The organism is Streptomyces triticisoli (assembly GCF_003270085.1).
Classification (GTDB): Bacteria; Actinomycetota; Actinomycetes; order Streptomycetales; family Streptomycetaceae; genus Streptomyces; species Streptomyces triticisoli.
This window is the reverse complement of the sequence record NZ_QFDQ01000028.1, coordinates 31,429-54,756: the sequence shown is the minus strand read 5'-3', so window position 1 is coordinate 54,756 and position 23,328 is coordinate 31,429. Positions and strand designations below refer to the sequence as shown.

25 protein-coding genes and 1 pseudogene are annotated in these 23,328 nt (G+C 72.1%); 16 read left to right on the top strand and 10 right to left on the bottom strand.

From position 1 onward, the window contains the following. Positions 1-8: 8 nt before the first annotated feature. The 7 genes from DEP02_RS05735 (at position 9) to DEP02_RS05705 (ending at position 5,353) form a co-directional block, all read left to right on the top strand. A complete protein-coding gene (locus tag DEP02_RS05735; protein WP_112466238.1) occupies positions 9-1,151 on the top strand; it encodes a SchA/CurD-like domain-containing protein in 1,143 nt (380 codons plus the stop codon). Positions 1,152-1,248: 97 nt separating this feature from the next. Beyond that, positions 1,249-1,692, top strand: a complete 444-nt coding sequence (locus DEP02_RS05730; protein ID WP_232838971.1) for a cupin domain-containing protein — start codon at positions 1,249-1,251, stop codon at positions 1,690-1,692. Then, positions 1,689-2,957 carry a beta-ketoacyl-[acyl-carrier-protein] synthase family protein gene (locus DEP02_RS05725; protein ID WP_112466236.1) on the top strand — a complete coding sequence of 423 codons (1,269 nt, stop codon included), beginning with the start codon at positions 1,689-1,691 and terminating at the stop codon, positions 2,955-2,957. Before DEP02_RS05730 ends, DEP02_RS05725 begins: the two co-directional genes overlap by 4 nt. Next, complete coding sequence (locus DEP02_RS05720; protein WP_112466235.1) at positions 2,954-4,204, top strand: beta-ketoacyl synthase N-terminal-like domain-containing protein; 1,251 nt, start codon at positions 2,954-2,956, stop codon at positions 4,202-4,204. Before DEP02_RS05725 ends, DEP02_RS05720 begins: the two co-directional genes overlap by 4 nt. Positions 4,205-4,250: 46 nt before the next feature. Then, a complete protein-coding gene (locus DEP02_RS05715; RefSeq protein ID WP_112466234.1) occupies positions 4,251-4,508 on the top strand; it encodes an acyl carrier protein in 258 nt (85 codons plus the stop codon). A 1-nt stretch (position 4,509) separates the two neighbouring features. Then, positions 4,510-4,992 carry an SRPBCC family protein gene (locus tag DEP02_RS05710; protein ID WP_112466233.1) on the top strand — a complete coding sequence of 161 codons (483 nt, stop codon included), beginning with the start codon at positions 4,510-4,512 and terminating at the stop codon, positions 4,990-4,992. Between the two features lie 28 nt (positions 4,993-5,020). Further along, the gene (locus DEP02_RS05705; protein WP_269809343.1) at positions 5,021-5,353 is read left to right on the top strand and encodes a TcmI family type II polyketide cyclase; all 333 of its coding nucleotides are present in this window, start codon (positions 5,021-5,023) and stop codon (positions 5,351-5,353) included. A gap of 115 nt (positions 5,354-5,468) precedes the next feature. On the opposite strand, the gene DEP02_RS05700 is transcribed toward DEP02_RS05705, so the two are convergent. Both DEP02_RS05700 and DEP02_RS05695 read right to left on the bottom strand, forming a co-directional pair. Beyond that, the gene (locus tag DEP02_RS05700) at positions 5,469-6,551 is read right to left on the bottom strand and encodes a methyltransferase (RefSeq protein ID WP_112466232.1); all 1,083 of its coding nucleotides are present in this window, start codon (positions 6,549-6,551) and stop codon (positions 5,469-5,471) included. A gap of 63 nt (positions 6,552-6,614) precedes the next feature. After that, positions 6,615-7,673, bottom strand: coding sequence for a right-handed parallel beta-helix repeat-containing protein (locus tag DEP02_RS05695; protein WP_112466231.1), 1,059 nt, complete (start codon positions 7,671-7,673; stop codon positions 6,615-6,617). Positions 7,674-7,807: 134 nt separating this feature from the next. On the opposite strand from DEP02_RS05695, the pseudogene DEP02_RS35430 reads away from it, so the two are divergent. From DEP02_RS35430 to DEP02_RS05685, 3 genes and pseudogenes are all read left to right on the top strand, one after another. Then, positions 7,808-8,035: pseudogene (locus DEP02_RS35430) on the top strand (rhomboid-like protein); the annotation flags it as partial. Between the two features lie 64 nt (positions 8,036-8,099). Then, positions 8,100-8,306, top strand: a complete 207-nt coding sequence (locus DEP02_RS35425) for a rhomboid-like protein (protein ID WP_198668297.1) — start codon at positions 8,100-8,102, stop codon at positions 8,304-8,306. Between the two features lie 65 nt (positions 8,307-8,371). After that, on the top strand, positions 8,372-9,049 hold the full coding sequence (locus DEP02_RS05685) for a pentapeptide repeat-containing protein (RefSeq protein WP_112466292.1): 678 nt from the start codon (positions 8,372-8,374) through the stop codon (positions 9,047-9,049). A 32-nt stretch (positions 9,050-9,081) separates the two neighbouring features. Here DEP02_RS05685 and DEP02_RS05680 read toward each other — a convergent pair whose 3' ends face one another. After that, a complete protein-coding gene (locus DEP02_RS05680; protein WP_112466230.1) occupies positions 9,082-9,582 on the bottom strand; it encodes a hypothetical protein in 501 nt (166 codons plus the stop codon). Positions 9,583-9,589: 7 nt separating this feature from the next. Here DEP02_RS05680 and DEP02_RS05675 point away from each other — a divergent pair, with 7 nt between their 5' ends. Continuing rightward, positions 9,590-11,038 (top strand): M1 family metallopeptidase, encoded by a 1,449-nt coding sequence (locus DEP02_RS05675; protein ID WP_112466229.1) that lies wholly within the window; start codon positions 9,590-9,592, stop codon positions 11,036-11,038. Between the two features lie 56 nt (positions 11,039-11,094). Here DEP02_RS05675 and DEP02_RS05670 read toward each other — a convergent pair whose 3' ends face one another. Further along, positions 11,095-11,670 carry a TerD family protein gene (locus DEP02_RS05670; RefSeq protein ID WP_112466228.1) on the bottom strand — a complete coding sequence of 192 codons (576 nt, stop codon included), beginning with the start codon at positions 11,668-11,670 and terminating at the stop codon, positions 11,095-11,097. A gap of 161 nt (positions 11,671-11,831) precedes the next feature. On the opposite strand from DEP02_RS05670, the gene arfB reads away from it, so the two are divergent. Continuing rightward, positions 11,832-12,269, top strand: coding sequence for an alternative ribosome rescue aminoacyl-tRNA hydrolase ArfB (arfB, locus tag DEP02_RS05665; protein ID WP_112466227.1), 438 nt, complete (start codon positions 11,832-11,834; stop codon positions 12,267-12,269). 21 nt (positions 12,270-12,290) lie between these two features. On the opposite strand, the gene DEP02_RS05660 is transcribed toward arfB, so the two are convergent. Beyond that, entirely contained in the window at positions 12,291-12,887 is a 597-nt protein-coding gene (locus tag DEP02_RS05660) for a flavin reductase family protein (protein WP_438947730.1), read from the bottom strand. Positions 12,888-13,275: 388 nt separating this feature from the next. Here DEP02_RS05660 and cdgB point away from each other — a divergent pair, with 388 nt between their 5' ends. Both cdgB and DEP02_RS05650 read left to right on the top strand, forming a co-directional pair. Next, entirely contained in the window at positions 13,276-14,934 is a 1,659-nt protein-coding gene (cdgB, locus tag DEP02_RS05655) for a diguanylate cyclase CdgB (protein WP_112466225.1), read from the top strand. A 118-nt stretch (positions 14,935-15,052) separates the two neighbouring features. Beyond that, positions 15,053-15,982, top strand: a complete 930-nt coding sequence (locus DEP02_RS05650; RefSeq protein ID WP_112466224.1) for a carbohydrate-binding protein — start codon at positions 15,053-15,055, stop codon at positions 15,980-15,982. Here the strand turns inward: DEP02_RS05650 and DEP02_RS05645 are convergent, their stop codons facing one another. The 3 genes from DEP02_RS05645 to DEP02_RS05635 form a co-directional block, all read right to left on the bottom strand. After that, positions 15,983-16,915 carry a 1-phosphofructokinase family hexose kinase gene (locus DEP02_RS05645; RefSeq protein WP_112466223.1) on the bottom strand — a complete coding sequence of 311 codons (933 nt, stop codon included), beginning with the start codon at positions 16,913-16,915 and terminating at the stop codon, positions 15,983-15,985. A gap of 121 nt (positions 16,916-17,036) precedes the next feature. Then, positions 17,037-18,179 carry an N-acetylglucosamine-6-phosphate deacetylase gene (nagA, locus tag DEP02_RS05640; protein WP_112466222.1) on the bottom strand — a complete coding sequence of 381 codons (1,143 nt, stop codon included), beginning with the start codon at positions 18,177-18,179 and terminating at the stop codon, positions 17,037-17,039. 7 nt (positions 18,180-18,186) lie between these two features. Next, entirely contained in the window at positions 18,187-19,143 is a 957-nt protein-coding gene (locus DEP02_RS05635) for an ROK family protein (RefSeq protein ID WP_112466221.1), read from the bottom strand. Between the two features lie 192 nt (positions 19,144-19,335). On the opposite strand from DEP02_RS05635, the gene DEP02_RS05630 reads away from it, so the two are divergent. Beyond that, positions 19,336-19,578 (top strand): DUF3263 domain-containing protein, encoded by a 243-nt coding sequence (locus DEP02_RS05630; RefSeq protein ID WP_112466220.1) that lies wholly within the window; start codon positions 19,336-19,338, stop codon positions 19,576-19,578. A gap of 149 nt (positions 19,579-19,727) precedes the next feature. Next, positions 19,728-20,600 carry a trehalose-phosphatase gene (otsB, locus tag DEP02_RS05625; protein WP_112466219.1) on the top strand — a complete coding sequence of 291 codons (873 nt, stop codon included), beginning with the start codon at positions 19,728-19,730 and terminating at the stop codon, positions 20,598-20,600. A 185-nt stretch (positions 20,601-20,785) separates the two neighbouring features. On the opposite strand, the gene DEP02_RS05620 is transcribed toward otsB, so the two are convergent. Together DEP02_RS05620 and DEP02_RS05615 are read right to left on the bottom strand one after the other, a co-directional pair. Next, positions 20,786-22,216, bottom strand: coding sequence for an alpha,alpha-trehalose-phosphate synthase (UDP-forming) (locus DEP02_RS05620; protein WP_112466218.1), 1,431 nt, complete (start codon positions 22,214-22,216; stop codon positions 20,786-20,788). A gap of 83 nt (positions 22,217-22,299) precedes the next feature. Beyond that, positions 22,300-23,271 (bottom strand): glucosyl-3-phosphoglycerate synthase, encoded by a 972-nt coding sequence (locus tag DEP02_RS05615; RefSeq protein ID WP_112466217.1) that lies wholly within the window; start codon positions 23,269-23,271, stop codon positions 22,300-22,302. Between the last annotated feature and the right edge of the window lie 57 nt (positions 23,272-23,328).

Here is a 23,328-nt window from a genome sequence, read left to right as displayed (position 1 = left end):
GTACGCAGATGACCGCCATTTCTGAGCGAGTTTCAGAACCGACCAGGCAGCAGGCCTCGAAAACTGTCTCGCAGTCCGTCTTCGACGGCTCCCGGCTCCGGGTGGTGCTGCTGGTGGACGTCTGCGACGGCGCCCAGCAGCAGTTCCTGGAGGCGTACGAGCAGATGGGCAAGCAGGTCGCCGCTGTTCCCGGGCATGTCAGCGACCAGCTGTGCCAGTCGATCGAGAATCCGTCCCAGTGGCTGATCACGAGCGAGTGGGAGAGCGCCCCGCCGTTCCTCGCCTGGGTGAACAGCGAGGAGCACGTGCGGATGGTGGAGCCGATGCACAGCTGTATCCGGGACACCCGGTCGCTGCGGTTCCACATCGTGCGGGAGACCGGAGGCGAGAAGGCGGCGGCCGGGCGGCGGCTGCAGGCCGAGCCGCGGATCGGTGACGGTGTGATCCGGCACGCGCTCACCTTCACGGTGAAGCCGGGCAGCGAGCGGAAGGTCGCCGAGCTGCTGACGAACTACGAGTCGCCCGAGGCGCGGGTCGACGACACGACCCGGTTGTGCCGGACCTCGCTGTTCATGCACGGCAACCGGGTGGTGCGGGCGATCGAGGTGCGCGGGGATCTGCTGGCGGCGCTCAGGCATGTGGCCCGGCAGCCGGGGATCCGGGCGGTGGAGGAGGCCATCAACCCGTATCTGGAGCAGGACCGGGACCTGAACGACCAGGAGTCCGCGCGGGTGTTCTTCACACGGGCGGCGCTGCCCGCCGTGCACCACGTGACGGTCGGTCAGGAGGGCGAGGAGGCGGAGCGGCACGCGCTGTTCTACCCGGCGCGACCGGGCATGGGCATGAAGCTGGCCGAGCTGCTGGCCCGGCAGGACGAGCGGGCCGCGGACGATCCGCACAACCCGGTGCTGCGCAGCACGGTGTTCGAGCGGGACGACGTGGTCGTACGGCTGATCGACGTCCGGGGTGGTCTGGAGGCCGCCGGCCCGGCCGTGGCGCTGGGGCTGTCGGATGCCGCGCAGATGTCGGAGCTGACCACGCTGCTCGAACTCGACGAGGGCGCCGCCGGGAAGGACGGCGACCTGGCGCGGCTGCTCTCCCTGGCCCGTATGGAGCTCATCACCGACCGCCGGTCCGCGCCTGACGCCTGACGCCCGACGCCCGATGCCGGACGCCTGACACCGGACACCTGACGCCTGACGCCTGACGCATCCCCAAGTCGACGTAGCACACCACCGGAGGAACGACGTGATCAAACCCCGACCCAGAATCGTGGATCTCAGTGAGGTCGAGCCCAACACCAGGCGTGGAGGCGATCTGCGCGCCATGCTCACCCCGGCCACGGTCGGTTCGACCAGCGGTTTCATGGGCGTGGCCATCGTGCAGCCCGGTGACCGCATCGCCGAGCACTACCACCCGTACTCCGAGGAGTTCGTGTACGTCGTCTGCGGCGAGCTGGAGGTGGACCTGGACGGCGACCCGCAGCCGCTGCGGCCGGAGCAGGGGCTGATGATTCCCGCGTACATGCGGCACCGGTTCCGCAACGTGGGCAAGGTGGAGGCGCGGATCGTCTTCCACCTGGGGCCGCTGGCGCCGCGCCCGCAGCTCGGCCACGTCGACACGGAGGGCACCGAGACGGTGCCGGTGGCGACCGCCGCGGAGGGGGCCGGGGCGGCGGAGGCGCGGTCATGACCCGGCGGGTGGCGGTCACCGGTATAGGAGTGGTGGCGCCGGGCGGGATCGGTGCCCCCGCGTTCTGGGACCTGTTGGCCGACGGGCGTACGGCGACGCGGGGCATCACGTTCTTCGACCCGACAGGTCTGCGGTCCCGGATAGCCGCCGAGTGCGATTTCGACCCGGTGGCCGCGGGGCTGGACGAGGAGCAGGTGGCGCGCTGCGACCGGTACATCCAGTTCGCGCTGGTGGCCGGCGAGGAGGCGGTGCGGGACTCGGGAATCGACCTGGCCGGGGAGAACCCGTGGCGGGTCGCGGTCTCCCTGGGCACGGCGGTGGGCGGCACGACCCGCCTGGAGAACGACTACGTCCTGGTCAGCCACCGCGGTGAGCGCTGGGACGTGGACCACCACCGGGCCCAGCCGCATCTGGAGCGGGCGTTCACACCGAGCACGCTGGCGTCGACGGTGGCGGAGCGGTTCGGGGCGCGCGGTCCGGTGCAGACGGTGTCGACGGGCTGCACGTCCGGGCTGGACGCGGTCGGGTACGCCCTGCACACCGTGGAGGAGGGCCGGGCGGACGTCTGCATAGCCGGGGCGTCGGACTCGCCGATATCGCCGATCACGATGGCGTGCTTCGACGCGATCAGGGCCACGTCGCCGAACAACGACGATCCCGCGCACGCCTCCCGCCCCTTCGACAACGACCGTGACGGGTTCGTCATGGGTGAGGGGAGTGCGGTGCTGGTCCTGGAGGAGCTGGAGCACGCGCGGGCCCGTGGCGCGCACGTGTACTGCGAGCTGACCGGCTACGCCACGTTCGGCAACGCCTACCACATGACCGGCCTGACCAGTGAGGGCCTGGAGATGGCGCAGGCGATAGAGACCGCGCTGGACCACGCCCGGCTGGACGGCTCGGCGATCGACTACGTGAACGCGCACGGTTCCGGCACCCGGCAGAACGACCGGCACGAGACGGCCGCGGTGAAGCGGGCGCTGGGCCACCACGCCTACGACACGCCGATGAGCTCCATCAAGTCGATGGTGGGTCACTCGCTGGGGGCGATCGGGGCGATCGAGGTGGTGGCCTGTGTGCTGGCGCTGGCCCACCAGGTCGTTCCGCCGACCGCCAACTACGAGACCCCGGACCCCGAGTGCGATCTGGACTACGTCCCGCGGGCCGCCCGCGAACGGAAGCTGAACAGCGTGCTCTCCGTGGGCAGCGGGTTCGGCGGTTTCCAGTCGGCGGTGATCCTGACCCGGCAGAGGGAGAGGACACGATGAGCGAACCCCCCAAGCGGCGGGCCGCCGTCACCGGTATCGGTGTGGTCGCGCCCAACGGAACGAGCACCGAGAGCTTCTGGAAGTCCACCGAGGAGGGTCTGAGCGTCCTGGACCGCATCACCCGTGAGGGCTGCGGGCATCTGCCGCTGAAGGTGGCCGGCGAGGTCCGGTCCTTCGATCCGTCGGCGGCGGTCGAGGAGCGTTATCTCGTCCAGACGGACCGGTACACGCACTTCGCGATGGCCGCGGCCGACGCCGCTCTCGAGGACGCCCGGCTGGGCCGGGCGGACACCGAGGGGGCGCCGTTCTCGGCGGGTGTGGTCACCGCGGCCGGGTCCGGCGGGGGCGAGTTCGGCCAGGGGGAACTGCAGAAGCTGTGGAGCAAGGGCAGCCGCTACGTCGGCCCCTGGCAGTCGATCGCCTGGTTCTACGCGGCCAGCACCGGACAGATCTCGATCCGCCGCGGCTTCAAGGGGCCGTGCTCGGTGGTCGCCGCCGACGAGGCCGGCGGTCTGGACGCGCTGGCGCACGCGGCGCGGGCCGTGGAGCGCGGTACGGACGTGATCGTGGCGGGTGCGACGGAGGCGCCGCTGGCCCCGTACTCGATGGTCTGTCAGCTCGGCTACCGGGAGCTGAGCCCGGTGGACGACCCGGCGCGGGCGTACCGGCCGTTCACGGAAGGGGCGTGCGGGTTCGTGCCGGCCGAGGGCGGTGCGATGCTCACCGTGGAGGAGGCGGGCGCGGCCCGGGAACGGGGGGTGCCGGTACGGGCCACTCTGGCCGGGCACGCGGCGACCTTCACCGGCGCTTCCCGCTGGGAGCTGTCCCGGGAGGGGCTGGCGGAGGCGATCCGCGGGGCGCTGGCCGAGGCCGGGTGCGCCCCGGAGGAGGTCGACGTCGTCTTCGCCGACGCGCTCGGTGTGCCCGAGGCGGACCGGGCGGAGGCGCTGGCCATCGCGGACGCGCTGGGCGGGCACGGGCGGCGGGTGCCGGTGACGGCGCCGAAGACCGGTACGGGCCGGGCGTACTGCGCGGCGCCGGTGCTGGATGCGGTGGCGGCGGTCCTGGCGATGGAACACGGGCTGATCCCGCCCACCCCGAACGTCTTCGACATCTGCCATGACCTCGATCTGGTGACCGGATGTGCCCGTGCCGCGCAGGTGGGTACGGCGCTGGTCCTCAGCCGGGGGCTCATGGGCTCGAACTCGGCGCTGGTTCTGCGGCACGGAGCCGTCGGCGCCCCCTGACCGGGCGCCGGAGCAACCAGCCGGGAGCAACAAGGAGAGGAACCGCATGAGTGACCGAATCACCGTGGAAGAACTGTCCGAACTCATGAAGAGGACGGCCGGTATCGCCGTCAGCCCGCAGGAGCTGGCGGAGCGGCCCGACATCGCCTTCGAGGAGCTCGGCATCGACTCGCTCGGCCTGCTCGGCATCGTGGGCGAGCTGGAGAACCGGCACGGCATGCCGATGCCGCCCGACGCGGAGCACTGCAAGACGCCCCGCAAGTTCCTCGACCTCGTCAACAACACCCTTCTGGCAGGAGCGTGAGATGGCCGGCCACACGGAGAACGAGATCACCATCGCCGCGCCGGTGGACCTGGTCTGGGAGATGACCAACGACGTGGAGAGCTGGCCGCGGCTGTTCAGCGAGTACGCCTCCGCGGAGATCCTGTCGCGGGAGGGGAACAAGTGCACCTTCCGGCTGACGATGCACCCCGACGAGAACGGCACGGTCTGGAGCTGGGTCTCCGAGCGCGAGCCCGACCGGACCACGCTCACCGTCAGGGCCCGCCGGGTGGAGACCGGGCCCTTCGACCACATGAACATCCACTGGCGCTACGAGGAGGTGCCCGGCGGCACACGGATGATCTGGACGCAGGACTTCGCGATGAAGCCGGAAGCCCCGGTCGACGACGCCTGGATGACCGACAACATCAACAAGAACTCGAAGATCCAGATGGCCCTGATCCGCGACAAGATCGAGAAGGCCGCGGCCGGACGACGGGCCGAGCCGGCCCTGAGCTCCGACTGAGCCGGACGGAGGAAGGAACGTGCGGAATGTGCGGAATACGCACCAGGCCCTGATCGTCGCCCGGATGGCTCCGGGTTCGGCCCCCGACATCGCGAAGATCTTCGAGGAGTCCGACCGGGGGGAGCTGCCGCACCTGGCCGGCGTCACCCGGCGCAGCCTCTTCGAGTTCGGCGATGTGTACCTGCATCTGATCGAGGCGGACCGGGACCCGGGGCCGGCCGTCGCCAAGGTGGCGGACCACCCCGAGTTCCGGGGGATCAGCGACCGGCTGTCGGCGTACGTCAGCGCGTACGACCCCGAGACCTGGCGTTCGCCGAAGGACGCGATGGCACGTCGCTTCTACCTGTGGGAGCGCGACTGAGCCGTCCGTCCGCCGCCGTCCGGCTCCCTCCCGGACGGCCGTCGGCCGCCGGGCCCGTGGTGCAGCGGGCCCGGCGACCGGCGTGTGCGGGGGAGGGGTTCTTCTCGGCTTCCGGTCAGGCGGGCACCGTGCAGTCGAAGGCGTGCAGGTAGGGGTTGACGGGGCTGATGTCGTCGATGGTCAGGCCGGCGGCCTTCAGGCGCCCGACCATGCTGTCGGTGGTGTGCTTGGCTCCGCCGACGTTCAGCAGGAGCAGCAGGTCCATGGCGGTGCTGAACCGCATGGACGGGGTGTCGTCGACGAGGTTCTCGATGACGACGACGCGTGCCCCGGGCCCGCCGGCGTCGATGACGTTGCGCAGGCAGCGGGCGGTGGAGTCGTCGTCCCACTCCAGGATGTTCTTGATGATGTAGACGTCGGCCTTGACGGGGATGGCCTCGCGGCAGTCGCCGGGCACGATCCGTACCCGGTGTGCGAGCGAGCCGCCCTCGAGCAGCCGGGGGTCGGCACCCGCCACCACGCGCGGCAGGTCCAGCAGGGTGCCGTGCAGGGCCGGGTACTTCTCCAGCAGGCCGGCCACCACGTGGCCCTGGCCGCCGCCGATGTCGGCGATGGAGGAGGCGCCGGACAGGTCGAGGAGTTCGGCGACGTCCCGGGCGGACTGCTTGCTGGAGGTCGTCATGGCCCGGTTGAAGACGTCCGCCGACTCGGGGGCGTCCTCGTTGAGGTGGACGAAGAACTCCTTGCCGTACAGGTCCTGGATGACGTTGCGGCCGGTGCGCACCGCCTCGTCCAGTTTGGGCCAGGCGTCCCAGGTCCATGGCTCGGTGCACCACAGGGTGATGTAGCGCAGGCTGCCCGGGTCGTCCTCGCGCAGCAGCCGGGACATGTCGGTGTGCGCGAAGGTGCCGTCGGGCTGTTCGGTGAAGACGCCGTAGCAGGTCAGGGCCCGCAGCAGCCGGCGCAGCGGGGTGGGCTCGGTCTTCACCGCGGCCGCGAGGTCCTCCACGGCCGCGGGGGTGTCGCCGAGCGCGTCGGCCACACCCAGCCGGGCGGCCGCGCGGAGGGCGGCGGCACATGCCGCCCCGAACGCGAGTTCCCTGAGCCGCATGGACGGCGGTGGGGCGGTCTGAGCGGTCTGAGCGACTTGTGCGGTCTCGGCGGTCTCGGCAGTGTGAGCGATCTGTGCGGTCGTCATGTGCCGCCTTCCTCCTGGCGGTCCCCCTGGGGGCCGGGTGTGGTGACAGGTGCGGTTACGGCCTCAGCACATCCCCGCGGGCTTGGAGGCCCGGCAGGAGTTGTTCCGGAAGGCGTTGTTGTGCGTGGCGCTCTCCTGGTTGACCAGGTCGGCGGGGGAGTTGCCGTGCAGCGCGTTGTCGCTGATCCGGTTGTTCTCGCTGGAGGCGCCGACCATGCTCTTGAAGAGCACGATGCCGCCCGACAGCGGGGACTTGCCCGAGTTGCCGGTGACCGTGTTGCGGGTCACGGTGGTCTCCTCGGCGCCGGTCAGGACGATGCCCGAGCCCTGCAGGTGGGGCAGCCGGGCGGTCGCGGCGCAGTACTTGTTGTTCTCCACGACCCAGTTGTCGCGCACGGTCAGGTCGCCGGCCCTCGGCTTGTTCTCGTCGCCGACGACGAACACGCCCGCGCAGTTGCCGGTGATCTCGTTGCCGGCGACGGTGAGGTCCCGCAGCCGGCGGACGGTGACGCCGATCCGGTTGTTCTCGAGGCGGTTGTGGGCGATCCGGGTTCCGTCGGTGTCGGTGGCGCCCTGCTCGGCGGTGATCGTGTTGGCGAGGAAGAGGCCCGCGTCGCCGTTGCCGCGGGCGGTGTTCTGCCGGTACTCGCTGCGCACGGAGTGCTCCTCGGCGAGGCCCCACAGGCCGTTCTTCTCGGCGGTCACGTTCCGCACGGTCAGCCGGTCGGTGTCGATCGACATCACTCCGGCGCGGGAGAAGCCGGCCACGGTCAGGTCGGAGACGGTGACACCCTCCAGGCGCTGGTCCTTGGTCCCCATCACGCAGATGCCGTTGCCGCGTTCGCCGCAGTCGCCGGCGGCCTTGGCGGCCGGCTTCAGGACGGTGCTGCGGCCCATGCCGCGCAGGGTCAGACCGGGCGTGGTCACCTTGACGCTCTCGCGGTGGACGCCGGGCGTCACCAGCACGGTGTCGCCCGGCTTCGCGGAGTCCACCGCCTTCTGGATCGACTGCCCCGGGAACACCAGGTACGTCCTGGGCACCGAGATCGGCGGGGCGGCGGCGACACCCGAGGCGGCCAGCGCGGCGGCGCTCAGGAGCAGAGCGATATGGCGTTTCGTCATATTCTGTACGCTATGACCCGAAGGTCGACCGCAAGGCATGATGGGCCATCCGATGGCGTGTCACGGCGGTCGGCTCACCGGGCGCCCCGCTCGGTCTGCCGACCGTACTGGCGCGGGTGAACGCGGGCCCGCGGATGCGGCGTGGGCCGCGGGCGGTGGCGGCGTACGTCCGCGGCGCCTGCCCTGTGGATCGACAGCGGCACTGGCTGCCGTACGCGGTCCTCTGCACGGTCTCCCACGCGCGGGCCGAGCGCCGGCTGGGCACCCTGCGCCGGCTGGCGGTGTGCGTGTCCGCGCACGTGCCGGCCGCGCTGATCAGCGAGGGCGTGCTGCTGTGGACGGTCCAGCGGCACATGGCGTCGCAGTCGGCCGTCAACACCCCCGACGTCGGGGTGAGTTACGCCCTGGCCGGGGTGATGGGGGGTGTTGACGTACCGGATCGTGCCGCCCTGGCGTCACCCGTACCTGGCCGTCCTGCTGGTCCTCCACGGCGTCCCGCCGGCCGCCGGCCGCACCTTCACCGACCTCGGGCACTTCACCTCCGCACTGATCGGCCTCGGCTGCCGCCCGCCGGCCGGGGGACGGGGGACCATGGAATCCGAAGGCGACACTGACCGCCCTCAGACGCTGTGACGACCCCGGCCGCCCCGGCCGGGCCGGACAGGGGGAATGTCAGTGGCGGGGTGCAGCATGGGGGCATGGCGAGGAGAGCGAGTGGCGGGACCGCCGTGAAGGGCGCGCGGCGGCCCGAGGTGCGGTTGCCGGCGCTGGAGGCGTACGGCGGCGGGGGGCTGGCGCCGGACGGGGACTACGACGGGCTCGAGTTCAGGGAGGAGGACTTCGCGGGGCAGGACGGGGCGGGCGCGCGTTTCATGGACTGCGCGCTCAGGGGCTGCGCGCTGGACGACACGTCACTGCGTCACGCGCGCCTTCTTGACTCGGTGCTCACCGGCATACGGGGTGTCGGCACCGACCTCGCCGAGGCGACCCTGCGCGATGTGGAGGTGCTCGACGCCCGCCTCGGTGGTGTGCAGCTCCACGGAGCGGTCCTGGAGCGGGTGCGGATCCGCGGCGGCAAGGTCGACTACCTGAATCTGCGCAGGGCGAAGCTCCGGGACGTCGTCTTCGAGAGCTGCGTCCTCGTCGAGCCGGACTTCGGGGGCGCCCGGCTGGAGCGGGTGGAGTTCGTGGACTGCGAGGTGAAGGGCGCCGACTTCGGCGCGGCGACGCTCACGGACGTGGACCTGCGGAGCGCCGTCACGCTGGAGATCGCGGGCGGGGTGGACCGGCTGGCGGGAGCCGTGATCAGCGCCGGTCAGCTTCTGGATCTGGCGCCGGCGCTGGCGTCGGAGCTGGGGATCAGGGTGGAGGGGTGAGGGGGTGAAGGAGATGAGGGGGTGAGAGGGCTTCAGGGGACGCGGGGGTAGCGGGACTGGAGGGTCCAGACGGCCGGGTTCTCCGCCAGGTCCTCGTGCAGGTCGCACAGGTCGGCGAGCAGGTCGTGCAGGAAGTCGCGGGCCTCGCGGCGCAGCTCCGAGTGGGAGAAGGTCAGCGGGGGCTCCTCGGCGGGCATCCAGTCGGAGTCGATGTCGACCCAGCCGAAGCGGCGCTCGAAGAACATGCGGTCCGTGGACTCGGTGAAGTCCAGCTCCGCCCGCTGCGGGCGGGAGGCGCGGGAGCCGGCCGGGTCCTGGTCCAGCCGCTCGACGATGTCGCACAGGGCCCAGGCGAAGTCCAGCACCGGCACCCAGCCCCAGGCCGTGGCCAGCTCGCGGTCCGCCTCGGTGTCGGCCAGGTAGACGTCACCGCAGAACAGGTCGTGCCGCAGGGCGTGCACGTCCACGCGGCGGTAGTCCGTCTGTGGGGGGTCGGGGAAGCGGTTGGAGAGGGCGTAGCCGATGTCGAGCACGTAGGCGATGGTGTCATGGGCGCGGCATAGGATCGCGCACGTGTATCGATTCGCACCAATTGCCCGGGCCGCCGCGGTCGGCTGCGCCCTGTCCCTGCTCGCGCTGACCGGATGTGACGGAGGCGTGCGGGGCACCCCGGGCGGGTCCGGCCTGCGCGATCCGTACTTCCCCAGGGCGGGCAACGGCGGCTACGACGTCAGCCACTACGACCTGACCCTCGCCTACGACCCGGACCGCCGTCACCTGACGGGTACGGCGGTCATCACCGCCCGGGCCACCAAGGACCTGTCCGCCTTCAACCTCGACCTCCAGGGGCTGGAGGTGCGCGGCGTCACGGTGGAGGGGAAGACCGCCCGGTTCAGCCGGGCCGGGCAGGAACTCACCGTGCGGCCGCACGACGACCTGGTGAAGGGCGAGACGTTCCGTACGACGGTGCGGTACGCCGGGCAGCCGCAGACCGTCGTCGACCCCGACGGGTCGAAGGAGGGCTGGCTGCCCACCGCCGACGGCGCCCTCGCCCTCGGGCAGCCGGTCGGCTCGATGGCGTGGTTCCCGGGGAACAACCACCCGTCCGACAAGGCTGCCTACGACCTCTCGGTCACCGTGCCCCAGGGACTGCGGGCCGTCTCCAACGGCGAGTTGAGGAGCGAGACGACCCGCGGGGGACGCACGACGTTCCACTGGCACACCGCCGAGCCGATGGCGAGCTACCTGGCCACCGTCGCCATCGGACGCTTCGAGATCACACGCTCCACCACGAAGAGCGGCCTGCCGGTGTACGTCGCCGTGGATCCGACCCAGGCGGAGGCGAGCCGGGCGGTGCTCGCGAAGATCCCCGAGGTCATGGAGTGGGCGGAGGACACCTTCGGCCCGTACCCCTTCTCGTCCACCGGTGCGATCGTCGACCGCCTCAAGGACACCGTTTACGCCTTGGAGACCCAGAGCCGGCCCGTCTACCCCGGCGCCCCCAACCTGGACACCCTCGTCCACGAAATCGCCCACCAGTGGTACGGGAACTCCGTCTCCCCCAGGAGCTGGCGGGACGTGTGGCTCAACGAGGCCTTCGCGACGTACGCCGAGTGGCTGTGGGCGGAGGACAACGGCGGCGCCGGCGCACAGCAGACCTTCGACGAGCTCTACCGCGGCGACCACTACCCGGACGGAGCCCACAACAAGGCCGTCTGGGACTTCCCGCCGGGCAGGCCGAGCAGCGCCGCGCACATCTTCGACCCGTCCGTCTACGACCGCGGCGCGATGGTCCTGCACAAGATCCGCCAGACCGTCGGCGACGACACCTTCCACGACATCGCCCAGGGCTGGGCCGCCGCCCACCGCCACGGCAACGCGTCCACCGCCGACTTCACCGCGTACGTGGAGAAGAAGGCCCCGGACAAGGACTTCAGCAAGATCTGGGAGGACTGGCTGTACGGGAACGGCAAGCCGGCGCACCCCTGATGGAGGAAGCCCCGGCCTTTCGGAAGGCCGGGGCCGTGTCAGCGGGGGCGCGCCCGTCAGACGTTGACGCCGAAGTCCTGGGCGATGCCGACCAGGCCCGAGGCGTAGCCCTGGCCCACCGCGCGGAACTTCCACTCCGCGCCGTTGCGGTACAGCTCGCCGAAGACCATGGCCGTCTCGGTGGCCGCGTCCTCCGACAGGTCGTAGCGGGCGATCTCGGTGCCGCCGGCCTGGTTGACGATGCGGATGTAGGCGTTGCGGACCTGGCCGAAGTTCTGGCCGCGGTTCTCGGCGTCGTAGATGGAGACCGGGAAGACGATCTTGTCGATGTCGGCGGGGAGGCCGGCCAGGTTGACGTTGATCGCCTCGTCGTCGCCCTCGCCCTCGCCGGTGCGGTTGTCACCGGTGTGGACGATGGTGTTGTCCGGGGTCTGCTTGTTGTTGAAGAAGACGAAGTGGGCGTCGGAGTAGACCTTGCCCTGGGCGTTGACCGCGATCGCGGAGGCGTCCAGGTCGAAGTCCGTGCCGGTGGTGGTGCGGACGTCCCAGCCGAGGCCCACGGTGACGGCGGTCAGGCCCGGAGCTTCCTTGGTGAGCGAGACGTTGCCGCCCTTGGACAGGCTTACAGCCATGTTGGGAGTCCCTTCCCTCGTTGCGTGTGCGGACGAAGCTACCGCCACTCGTAGGAACGCCAAGGGGGTCCCCGGGGTTCCGCATCTCTTTACCTTTTTTGCCAAGCCCCGTTCGAACGTGCGCGAAAACCCGGTGACGTGACCTGGACAGGTCCGGGAACATGGACGGCATGTCCGGTCCCCATGTCATCCGCGGCTCCGTCGCGCTTCCCGAGGCCGAGCTGGTCTGGCGGTTCTCGCGGTCCTCGGGGCCCGGCGGACAGCACGTCAACACCAGCGACTCGGCTGTGGAGCTGCGCTTCGACCTCGCGAACACCGAGGCCCTGCCCGAGGTGTGGAAGCAGCGCGCCCTGGAGCGGCTCGCGGGCCGCCTCGTCGACGGCGTGATCAGCGTCCGCTCCTCCGAGCACCGCTCCCAGTGGCGCAACCGCGAGGCCGCCGCCGTACGCCTCGCCGCGCTCCTCGCCGAGGCCACCGCGCCGCCGCCCAGGCCGCGCAAGCCCACCCGGATCCCCCGCGGCATCAACGAGCGCCGGCTGCGGGAGAAGAAGCAGCGCTCGGAGACCAAGCGGGGGCGGTCGGGGAGAGACTGGATGTGACAGGGGCCGGAGGCGACGCCGTCAGCCCAGTTGGCGGTAGCGGCCGCGGTAGTACAGCAGCGGACCGCCCTCCGCGCCCGGGACGTGGGCCGTCAGGACACGGCCGACGACCAGGGTGTGGTCGCCCGCCGTCACCCGCTGCTCGGTGCGCAGCTCGAAGGTGGCCAGGGCGCCGGTCAGCAGCGGCGCGCCGGAGGACTCGCCGCGCGTCCAGGAGAGGTCCTTGAACAGCAGCCGGTCGCTGACCCGGCCCTTCATGGCGAAGCGGCCGGCGACGTGCCGCTGGTTCTCGGCGAGGACCGACACCGCCCACAGCGGCTGCTCGGCGAGCAGGTCGTCCATGCGGGAGCCCTCGCGCAGGCTGACCAGGGCCAGCGGCGGGTCCAGGGACACCGACATGAACGCCGTCGCCGTCATGCCCGCGTCCTCGCCGTCCGGCGCGTGCGGGTCGTCCGGGTCGAGCGGCGGCTCCTGCGCGGTCACCAGGACCACACCCGCGGCCAGCCGGGACATCGCGGCACGGAACTCGTCGTTGGTCACCTCCTCAGCATGCCTGGCGGCAACGGTGGGGGTGGGAGTGGGGGAGGGGGCGGGCGGCGCGGGGGATGTGTTCGGCACACACGGAACGCTAGCCACCGCCGCGCGGCCCGCGCATCGGGCCTTCGCCCGAGCCCGGACCTAGGGCCGGAGGACCAGGGGGCGGAACGGCGGGAGGGCGGAAGGGCGGAAGGGCTGGTTCCCGCGTGGTCCGGTGGATCTCTCGTGCATCATGTCTGCACATGAACAAACCCTGCGTTCAGGAAACGCACAGGGAAAATGCAGAAACTCCACTCATTTGTTCACGTTTGCCTGTGACTTGAGTCACAGGGGCCATGAATTGTTGACCCTGTGTACCGAGTGGGCTTCGCGCTGTGATTCAGTGGCTGAGACTGCACGGAAGACCGCACCAGACGATACGACGAAGAGCACCCTTGGTTCACTGCGAGGTCGCGGGGGGAGGGCGAGCATGGAGACCGAGTCGGAGCCGTACGTCCGTCTTGCGTCCCTGCGGCAACTGCACCGGGTCATGGCGGACATGAACACCGCGCGGAGCCTGGCGGACACACTGCAGACCGTCGCCGACGGCGTCGTGAACGGCCTCGGCTACGAGCTGGCCTGCGTCAACCTCGTACGTCCCGACGGCGACCTCGTCGTCGCCGCCCTGTCCGGGGACTCCGCCGCCGACTCCCTCATCACCGGCCGCGTCGGCTCCCGCGAGTCCTGGGAGCGCCGGCTCACCATGGGCGAGGACTGGGACGGACTGGTCTTCATCCCCCACACCGTGGGCTGGGTCCTCGACGAGGACGACATCCCGACGTGGTACACCGACGGGCCCCCGCCCCGCTTCGAGGACGAGTGGCACCCCTCCGACCGGCTGTTCGCGCCCCTGTACACCCCCGGCGGACCGGGCGGCTCCTCCGGCGAGCTGCTCGGCGTGATCTCCGTGGACCGCCCGCGCAACGGCCGCCGGCCCGGCGCCTGGGGCCGCGAGGCGCTGCAGATGTACGCCTTCCAGGCCGCCATCGCGATCAGCAACGCGCGTCTACGTGCGAACATGCAGCGTGCCCTGGTCCGCCTGGAGCGCGAGCAGCAGGCCCTGCGCGCCAGCGAGGAAAGCTTCCGGCAGGCCTTCGAGTACGCCCCCTCCGGCATGGCCATCGCCGAGATGGGCGGCGACCAGCACGGCCGCCTCCTGCGCACCAACGACGCCCTGTGCCGGCTGCTGGGCCGCCACGCCTCCGCGATGCGCCGCTACTCCTTCTCCGACCTCGTCCACCCCGAGGACATAGGCACCCTGCTGCGCACCTCCGCCGAGGGCGGCCGGGCCGAGCTCCGCCTCGCCCGCCGCGACGGCACGTACGTCTGGGTGTCCCTGCGCAACTCCGTCGTCGCCGACGCCGCCGACGGCCCCCGCTTCCTGCTCACCCACGTCGAGGACATCGAGGAGCGCAAGCGCCGCGAGCTGCAGCTCGCCCACCGAGCCTCCCACGACTCCCTCACCGGCCTGCCCAACTCCGCCGAGCTGCGCTCCCGGCTGTCCGCCCGGCTGTGCCGGCGGCCCCAGGCGGGGCCCGAGGGCGAGCCGGAGTCGCTGGACGCGGCCTACGGCCACCCCGCCTACGCCGTCGGCGGTCACGACTTCGACTTCGGGCCGGGCATACCGGCGTACGACACCCACGACCACCACGTGCACGTCATCGCCCCCGAGGGCGACCACGACGACGGTGCCAAGGGGCTCGCGGTCCTCTTCTGCGACCTCGACGGCTTCAAGTCGATCAACGACCGGTTCGGGCACAACGCGGGCGACGACGTCCTCATCGAGGTGGCCCGGCGGCTGAGCAACGGCGTGCGCGACGGCGACACCGTGGCCCGGCTCGGCGGCGACGAGTTCGTGATCCTCGCCGACGGGCTCGGCCAGGCCGACGCCCAGGACCTCGCGGTACGCCTGCGCAACGAGATCATCCAGCCGATCCGGGCCGAGGGCCGGGCCGTCCGGGTCGGGGCGAGCTTCGGCATCGGCTGGGCGCATTGTGGAATGACGGCGGACGAAGTGTTGAAATCCGCTGACGAAAGGATGTACGTCGAGAAAAGATCTCGCCCCCGGCAACATCGTCGCGCGGGTTGAGTCGCAGGTCAGCGAACCGATGCGGCGCGAGTCACCCATTGGGGCTCCGCGAAGCAGGTAGGCTCGCTTTTCTCACGACGTACTGCACCACCCGCACCACGCTTGAGGAGACCTAGGGATGACGGCCGGCAACAGCGGCGCGAGCACGCCCGAGGACGACGACCCGTTCGGATACCTGTACGCCGACGGTCAGGCCAACGGCGCCCAGCCGCCCTCCGGCGGTTACGGCTACCCGAACGCGGTCAACCGGGTCCGCACGGTCGGTCAGCGGCAGTACGGCCAGCAGCCCCCCGCGGCTCCCCAAGGCCAGGTCCCGCAGCAGCAGGGCGCGTACGGCAGGCCGAACGCCCACTACGCCGCTCCGGAGACCCATCCGGGCGGCGCGCCCACGAGCCGCCAGCCGGGTCAGGGCGGCGGTGGCCGGGGTCCGAACACCAAGGGCCTGCTGATCGGCGCCGTCGCGGTGGTCGCCGCGGTCGTCATCGGCATCAGCGTGGCCATGCTCAACGGCAACTCCGACGACAAGGGCGAGGACAAGGCCGGCGGCACGACCCCCACGGCCACGCAGAGCTCGGAGCCGAGCCCGTCGACGAGCGCCGACGCGGAGGCCCCGCAGGAGCTGCCGAAGATCGACGCCAAGGCGCTCCGCTTCGAGAACGGGGCGACGACCGCGTCGGACGTCGAGGGCGCCAGCGCCGACGGCGGTGTGTATGTGGGCGGCCTCAACACACCCGGCGCCCAGGTCACCTGGAACGTGAACGGCATTCCCGAGGACGGCGTCTACACACTCTTCGCGCACTACAGCGCTGCCGGCGACGACCAGGAGATGACGCTCACCGTCAACGGCAAGGTGTTCGGCAGCAAGCTGCGCATGGGGAACTTCGCGCGTGCCGCCGACGGCGACTTCGCCAAGGGCTGGACGACGACCTACGCGTGGCCCAGCCTCACCAAGGGCACCAACACGATCACCCTCTCCTGCCAGGACGGCGACAAGTGCGACGTCCTGCTGGACCAGCTGTGGCTGAAGAAGGGGCAGGTCAAGAGCTAGCTAGGCGGCACTGACCTCCCCCGTCACCGCCACCTGCCTCAGCAGCCTCTCGTAAACCTGGCGGTCGAACTCGCCCGCCGCCGGGGACAGGACCGTCGCCGTGGACAGGGCGGCCGCGCGGATCAGGCGGGCCGGCCAGGGGAGGTGCTCCGCCAGGGCGGAGAGCAGGCCGGCGACCACGGAGTCCCCGGCGCCGGTGGGATTGCCCTGCACACGGGCCGGCGGGGTGGCCCGCCACAGGCCGTCGGCGGTGTGGGCGAGGAGGCCGTCGGCGCCCAGGGAGGCGACGACCGCGCGGGCGCCGCGCCGACGGGCGCCCTGGGTGGCGCGCAGGGGCTCGTGGGAGCCGGTGAGCTCGGCCAGTTCCTCGGCGTTCGGCTTGATGATGTCGGGACGGGCCGCCACCCCCCGCCGCAGGGCCTCGCCGCTGGTGTCCAGCAGGACGGGAACCCCGGCCGCCCGCGCCGTCCGTATCAGACCGGCGTACGCGCCCACCGGCAGCCCGGGCGGCAGGCTGCCGCACAGCGCCACCGCCGACACCGAGCCGAGCAGCTCCTCGTACACGTTCTGGAAGGCGGACCACTCGGCGGGGCCGACGACCGGGCCCGGCTCGTTGAGCTGGGTGGTGTCGCCGGTGCGCGCGTCGACGACGGCTATGGTGCGCCGGGTCGCGCCCGCGACCGGGACCAGCGCGTCCACCACGCCCGGCGCCCGGTCCGCGAGCCGGTCGCGCAGCTCGCGCCCGGTGCGCCCGCCCGCGAAGCCGGTGACCGTCACCTCGTGGCCGAGGGCCGCCAGCACCCGGGCGACGTTGACGCCCTTGCCGCCGGGCCGCTCGGTCACCTCGGACACCCGGTGGGAGGCGTGGGGCCTCAGGGACGGCACCCGATAGGTGATGTCGAGAGCGGTGTTCAGCGTGACCGTGAGGATCACCTGGGCCGACCTCCCCCGGGTAAGAGCGCGTGTCGCGACGTTCCAGAGGATCGATCATGTCAAAGACACGGCCGGCCGCCCACCCCTCGGGCCGGCCGCCGCGGCCGTACGGGCGGATGGATCAGCCCAGTTGGGGTGCAACCACCCATGCGCCCCGCCGCATCACGCCCTTCAGCGCGAAGTCCTCGTCGAGCAGCACCAGGTCGGCGTCCTTGCCGGGTTCCAGGGAGCCCACCCGGTCGTCCATGCCGAGCAGCCGGGCCGGGTTGGCGGAGAGCGCGGCCACCACGTGCTCGACCGGCAGCCGGTCGACCGTCACCGCCCGCTGGAAGGCCCGGTCCAGGGTCAGGGTCGAACCCGCGATCGAACCGCCCTCCACCAGTCGCGCCACCCCGCCCGCGACCTCGACCTGGAGCGGGCCGAGCATGTAGCGGCCGTCGCCGGTCCCGGCGGCGTCCATGGCGTCGGTGATGAAGGCGACCCGCTCGGGTCCCGCGTGGTGGAAGGCCAGTTCGAGGGCGGCCGGGTGCAGGTGCACGCCGTCGTTGATCAGCTCGATCGTGACCCGCTCGTCCTCCAGCAGGGCCGTGACCGGGCCCGGGGCGCGGTGTCCCACCGGCGGCATCGCGTTGAACAGGTGGGTGGCGACGGTGGCCCCGGCGTCGATCGCCTCCACCGTCTGCTCGTACGTCGCGTCCGTGTGCCCGACCGCCGCGATCACGCCCTGCTCCGCGAGCAGCCGTACGGAGTCGATGCCGCCCGGCAGCTCGGTGGCGAGCGTCATCATCCTCGCCCGGCCGCGCGCGGCGTCGACCAGCCTGCGCACCTGTGCCGGGTCCGGGTCGCGCAGCAGTGCCTCGGAGTGCGCGCCCTTGCGGCACGGCGAGATGAACGGCCCCTCGAAGTGGATGCCCGCGATCTCGCCCTGCTCGGCCAGCTCCGACAGCAGCCCCGCCTGCTTGACGAGGGTGCCCATGTCGTCGGTGACGGTGGAGGCGACCAGAGTGGTGGTGCCGTGCCGCCGGTGGGTGCCGACGGCGGTCAGCACGTCGTCGGCGGTGCCCGAGAAGGAGGCGCCGCCCCCGCCGTGGTTGTGGAGGTCGACGAAGCCGGGGACCAGCCAGTGCCCGCGTACGTCGATGGTCTCGGCGTCCCCGCGGGCGTGGCCGGCGATCCGCGTGCCGTCGACGATCACCCGGCCGCCGTCCACGATCCCGGTGGGCAACACCACCCGGGCTCCGGTGAAAACCTTGCTGGGGGCCATCAGAGGGCTACCTCCGGGAAGTCGTCGTGGAAGTCGTGGAAGTCGCGGGAGGGGTGAGGAGATCCCAGGCCAGCAGCCCCGCGCCCAGGCAGCCGGCGGTGTCTCCCAGGGCGGCGGGGACGATCGAGGGCAGCTTCTGGAAGGTGACCCGCCGCCGGACGGCCTCGCGCAGCGGCGCGAACAGCGTCTCGCCCGCCTCGGCGAGCCCGCCGCCGATGATCAGGGTGCGCGGGTCCAGCAGGGTGAGCGCGGTGACCAGCCCGTCGGCGAGCGCGTCCACGGCCTCCTGCCAGACCGCCCGTGCCCTCGCGTCGCCGGACTTCACGGCCCTGGCGCAGTGGGCCGCGTCCGCCTCCGGGTCCCCGCACGCCTCCGCCCATGCCTGGCTGACCGCCGCCGCGGAGGCGAACCGCTCCAGACAGCCGCGCTGCCCGCACGGACACGGCAGGCCGCCGGGCCGTACGACGATGTGGCCGATCTCGCCCGCGAAGCCGTGCGCGCCCGCCTCCACCCGGCCGTCGATGCCGATGGCGCCCGCGATCCCGGTGCCCAGCGGCACGAACAGGAACCGGTCCGCGCCCCGGCCCGCCCCGACCCGGCCCTCGGCGAGTCCGCCGGCGCGCACGTCGTGACCCAGGGCCACGGGGGCGCCGAGCCGCTCGGCGAGCAGGTCGCGCAGGGGTACGTCGCGCCAGCCGAGGTTGGCGGAGTAGGCGGCGAGGCCCCGCTCCTCGTCGACGATGCCGGGCACGGCGACGCCGGCCGCGGCGGCCTGCTCGCCCAGGTGCTCCGCGCCGTGCGCGCGCAGTTCGGCGGCGAAGCCGAGGATGCCCTCCACGACGGCGTCCGGCCCGCGCTCGCGGCCGGTCGCCCGGCGCGCCCGGTGCAGCAGGGAGCCGTCGGCGGCGACCAGGGCCGCCTTCATCCCGGTGCCGCCCACATCGAGGGCGATGACGTGTCTCACGGGGGACAGTGTGACCCTTCGACCCGCAAGAGGTCTAGTCCACTCGCGTGGTAGGGGCCAGTCGTGGCCACATGATGGCGGCAAGACGGCCGGGACGGAGGAAGCAGCACAGTGGCAGCGGCAGCGGCAGCCGAGCCGGGGCAGGTCCGACGCCCACGGCCTGTGTCGGTGGCGGGGGCTACGGTGCCTCGTATGGAAGACGACCAGGAGCAGCGGCTCGGCCGCAGGGAGCGGGACATCCTCGCCCTGGAGCGCCGCGGCTTCACCGGCCCCGGCGCGAAGGAGCGCGCCATACGCGAGGAGCTGGGCCTGTCACCCGTCCGCTACTACCAGCTCCTCAACGCCCTCCTCGACGACCCCCGCGCCCTGTCCCACGACCCGGTCACGGTGAACCGGCTGCGGCGCATACGCGAGGCACGGCGGGCCGAGCGGTGAGAAGCGGAGCGGTGAGAAACGGAGCGGTGAGAAACGGAGCGGTGAGAAGCGGAGCGGTGAGAAACGGAGCGGTGAGAAACGGAGCGGTGAGAAACGGAGCGGTGAGAAGCGGAGGAGTGCGCGTGGCCGTGTGTGGATAGGTTCGGCGTATGGGAAGCCAGGACAGTCACCCCACCGACCCGACCCGCCCCGTCCCCTCCCTGCCGACGCCCGCCACCCGGGCCGGCCGGGACGGGCTCGCCGCGATCCTCGCGCGACCGGAGCACGCGGTGATCGCGCTCGACTTCGACGGGACGCTCGCCCCGATCGTGCCCGACCCCGACCAGGCCCGGGCCCACCCGGACGCGGTGCCCGCGCTCGCCGCGCTCGCCCCCAAGGTGGCCGCCGTCGCGGTGGTCACCGGCCGCCCGGCCGGCGTCGCGGTACGGCACGGCGGCTTCGCGGGCGTACCCGGTCTGGAACACCTCGTCGTCCTCGGCCACTACGGCGCCGAGCGCTGGGACGCCGCCACGGGCACCGTCACCGCGCCGCCCCCGCACCCCGGGGTCGCCGCGGTCCGCGCCGAACTGCCCGGCCTCCTGGACCGGGTCGGCGCCTGGCACGGCACCTGGACCGAGGAGAAGGGCCGCTCCGTCGCCGTCCACACCCGCCGCGCCGACGACCCCCAGGCCGCCTTCGAACTGCTCCGCGAACCCCTCACCGACCTGGCCACCCGCCACGGCCTGATCGTCGAACCCGGCCGGATGGTCCTCGAACTGCGGCCCCCGGGCATGGACAAGGGCGTCGCCCTCCTGGACTACGTCCGCGACCTGGGCCCCGCCTCGCTCCTCTACGCCGGCGACGACCTGGGCGACCTCCCCGCCTATGCCGCGGTGGAGAAACTCCGCTCGGACGGCCTGCCGGGGGTCCTGGTCTGCAGCGGCAGCACAGAGGTCACGGAACTGTCGGAACGGGCGGACCTGGTGGTGGACGGCCCGGCGGGGGTGGTTGAGCTGCTGAGGAACCTGGCGGACCGCATCTAGCCGCGGGCAGCCGTGCGCCGTAGCCGCGGGCAGTCGTGCCTCCCCCAGTGCGGAATGCCTGAGGGGACCCCCAGGGCGCTGGGGGTCCCCCTGCTCGAGCGCAGCCGAGAGCTTGGGGGAGGCAACCCGTCAGTGCCGGGCTGCGTGACCCACGTGACGGCCACCCCACCCAGGGGGCTCACTCATCATCCGTTCAGCTCCCCCAGCTGATCCAGGAACCACTGAGCCGGAGGAAGCGCAGTCGCGGCGGCAGCCAGCCGCTTGGTCCGCTCCACCCGTTCCGCACCCCCCATGCTCAACGCCTCGTGCAACGCCCCCGCCGTCCCCACCACGTCGTACGGATTGACGACCACCGCATCGTCCCCCAGCTCCGCATACGCCCCCGCCTCCCGCGACAGCACCAGCGCACACCCCGAGTCGGAGACGACCGGCACCTCCTTGGCCACCAGGTTCATCCCGTCCCGGATCGGATTGACCAGCGCCACGTCCGCGATCCGGTACGCCGCCAGCGACCGCGCGAAGTCGTCCCTGACGTGCAGCAGGACCGGCCGCCACCCGGCCGTCCCGTACCGCTCGTTGATCTCCTCCGCCACCCGCCGCACCTCGGCGGTGTACTCCCGGTACACGGCGAGGTCCTGCCGCGACGGATACGCGAACGCGAGATGCACCACCCGCTCGCGCCACTCCGGCCGGTCCTCCAGCAGCTGCCGGTAGGCGAGCAGCCCCCGCACGATGTTCTTGGACAGCTCCGTCCGGTCCACCCGCACGATCGTCCTGCGCGCACCCCCGTCCGGAGCCGTGCCGATCTCCTCGCGCAGCGCCACCATCCGCTCCTTGACGTCGGCCCGATGCGACCGCTCCCGCAGGAACTCGGCGTCCGCGCCCAGCCCGTGCACCCCGATCCGGGTGCCGCCGAGCCCGCCGACGAGGGCGTCGCAGCAGCCGGCGAAGGCGTCCGCCCACCGCCGGGTGAGGAAGCCCAGCCGGTCCGCGCCCAGCATCCCGCGCAGCACCTGCTCGGCGATGTCGTCGGGGAGCATCCGGAAGTAGTCCACCGGTGCCCACGGCGTGTGCGAGAAGTGCCCGATCCGCACATCCGGCCGGAAGTCGCGCAGCATGCCCGGCACGAGCGTCAGGTGGTAGTCCTGCACGATCACGGCCGCGCCCTCGGCCGCCTCCTCCGCCAGCGCCTGCGCGAAGGCCCGGTTGTAGGCCTCGTACGACGCCCACTGACGCCGGAACTCCGCGTCGAAGACCGGCTCCAGGGGGGTCTGGTAGAGCATGTGGTGGACGAACCACAGCACCGAGTTGGCGATGCCGTTGTACGCGTCGGAGAACACGTCCGCGTCGATGTCGAGCATCCGCACCCGCTGTCCGCCGGTCGCCTCCGACGGCAGCCGGCGTCCGCCCTCGAAGCGGCGTGCCGCCTCCCGGTCGGCGTCGCTCAGCGCGGCACACACCCAGACCGCGCCCGCGTCCGGACCGATCGCGGACAGCCCCGAGACCAGCCCTCCGCCTCCGCGCCTGGCGTTCAGCGAGCCGTCCTCGCGCACCTCGTACGAAACCGGGCCGCGATTGGACGCGACCAACACCTCGGCACCGTGGGTTGAAGCCATGGTCCTCAACCTAGCCCGGCCCGGAAGCGCTCAAACGTACGGTTCCGCTTCGTAGACGGCCGTACCCGGCACAGGCCGGCGTTTCACGCCACCTTCCGGGCCGCGTACTCCGCGATCTCGGCCATGGGCGGCCGCTCCTCGGTGTCCACGGAGTACGTCCGCGGCTCGAAGCCGTCCTCGCCGCGCTCGAACTGGGTGAGCAAGGGGCGGACGAGATGGCCGCGGGCCAGGCGCAGTTGGGCGGTGCGGTAGATCGCGGCGGCCATCCGGCCGAGCGCCTGCCCGTCCTGGTGCCGGTGCCTGCGCACGCCGACGTCGACCTGGGCGAGGGCGTCCAGGCCCACCAGGTGCAGCGCGTCGACCAGCATGCCGAGTTCGACGCCGTAGCCGACGGGGAACGGCAGCTGTTCGAGCAGGGAGCGGCGGGCCGCGTACTCGCCGCCGAGCGGCTGCACGAAGCCGGCCAGCTGCGGCCAGTGCAGGTTGAGCAGCGGGCGCGCCATCAGCTCGGTGACCCGCCCGCCCTGCCCGGCGGAGGCCGTGCCGGAGGCGCGCCCGTCGGACACGGTCAGGGGGCGGTCGTACATGGCCTTGACCAGGTCGACGCCGGGTTCGGTGAGCAGCGGGCCCACGATGCCGGTGACGAAGTCGGAGGAGAACTCCCTGAGGTCGGCGTCGACGAAGCAGACGACGTCCCCGCGGGTGACGAGCAGGGAGCGCCACAGCACCTCGCCCTTGCCGGGCACCGCCGGCAGGCGCGGCAGGATCTCGTCGCGGTGCACGACGCGCGCGCCCGCGGCGGCGGCGACCTCGGAGGTGCGGTCGGTGGAGGCGGAGTCGACGACGACGATCTCGTCGACGAGCGGCGCCCCCTCCACGAGGTCGCGGCGGATGGCGGTGACGATGTCGCCGACCGTCTCCTCCTCGTTCAGCGCGGGCAGCACGACGGAGACCGTCTGGCCGGTGCGCTGCTTGGCGGCGAGGATCTGGCGGAGCGGGCGGTCGGCCACGGACCAGGAGCGGGTGGCGAGCCAGCGCTCGACTTCTTCCAGCACGGTCTGCGGCTCCTCACGGTCGTCTCGCGCTTCGGACGACCATCTCGACGGTCGTGG

What these genes read in the sequence shown, in the direction of transcription:
- cdgB (WP_112466225.1), top strand. Translation starts at nt 13,276, where the DNA reads ATGGAGACCGAGTCGGAGCCGTACGTCCGTCTTGCGTCCCTGCGGCAA.
- DEP02_RS05725 (WP_112466236.1), top strand. Translation starts at nt 1,689, where the DNA reads ATGACCCGGCGGGTGGCGGTCACCGGTATAGGAGTGGTGGCGCCGGGC.
- arfB (WP_112466227.1), top strand. Translation starts at nt 11,832, where the DNA reads ATGGACGGCATGTCCGGTCCCCATGTCATCCGCGGCTCCGTCGCGCTT.
- DEP02_RS05620 (WP_112466218.1), bottom strand. Translation starts at nt 22,216, where the DNA reads ATGGCTTCAACCCACGGTGCCGAGGTGTTGGTCGCGTCCAATCGCGGC.
- DEP02_RS05675 (WP_112466229.1), top strand. Translation starts at nt 9,590, where the DNA reads ATGGTGTCATGGGCGCGGCATAGGATCGCGCACGTGTATCGATTCGCA.
- DEP02_RS05695 (WP_112466231.1), bottom strand. Translation starts at nt 7,673, where the DNA reads ATGACGAAACGCCATATCGCTCTGCTCCTGAGCGCCGCCGCGCTGGCC.
- nagA (WP_112466222.1), bottom strand. Translation starts at nt 18,179, where the DNA reads ATGGCCCCCAGCAAGGTTTTCACCGGAGCCCGGGTGGTGTTGCCCACC.
- DEP02_RS05720 (WP_112466235.1), top strand. Translation starts at nt 2,954, where the DNA reads ATGAGCGAACCCCCCAAGCGGCGGGCCGCCGTCACCGGTATCGGTGTG.
- DEP02_RS05685 (WP_112466292.1), top strand. Translation starts at nt 8,372, where the DNA reads ATGGCGAGGAGAGCGAGTGGCGGGACCGCCGTGAAGGGCGCGCGGCGG.
- DEP02_RS05710 (WP_112466233.1), top strand. Translation starts at nt 4,510, where the DNA reads ATGGCCGGCCACACGGAGAACGAGATCACCATCGCCGCGCCGGTGGAC.
- DEP02_RS05670 (WP_112466228.1), bottom strand. Translation starts at nt 11,670, where the DNA reads ATGGCTGTAAGCCTGTCCAAGGGCGGCAACGTCTCGCTCACCAAGGAA.
- DEP02_RS05650 (WP_112466224.1), top strand. Translation starts at nt 15,053, where the DNA reads ATGACGGCCGGCAACAGCGGCGCGAGCACGCCCGAGGACGACGACCCG.
- DEP02_RS05735 (WP_112466238.1), top strand. Translation starts at nt 9, where the DNA reads ATGACCGCCATTTCTGAGCGAGTTTCAGAACCGACCAGGCAGCAGGCC.
- DEP02_RS05630 (WP_112466220.1), top strand. Translation starts at nt 19,336, where the DNA reads ATGGAAGACGACCAGGAGCAGCGGCTCGGCCGCAGGGAGCGGGACATC.
- DEP02_RS05715 (WP_112466234.1), top strand. Translation starts at nt 4,251, where the DNA reads ATGAGTGACCGAATCACCGTGGAAGAACTGTCCGAACTCATGAAGAGG.
- DEP02_RS05700 (WP_112466232.1), bottom strand. Translation starts at nt 6,551, where the DNA reads ATGACGACCGCACAGATCGCTCACACTGCCGAGACCGCCGAGACCGCA.
- otsB (WP_112466219.1), top strand. Translation starts at nt 19,728, where the DNA reads ATGGGAAGCCAGGACAGTCACCCCACCGACCCGACCCGCCCCGTCCCC.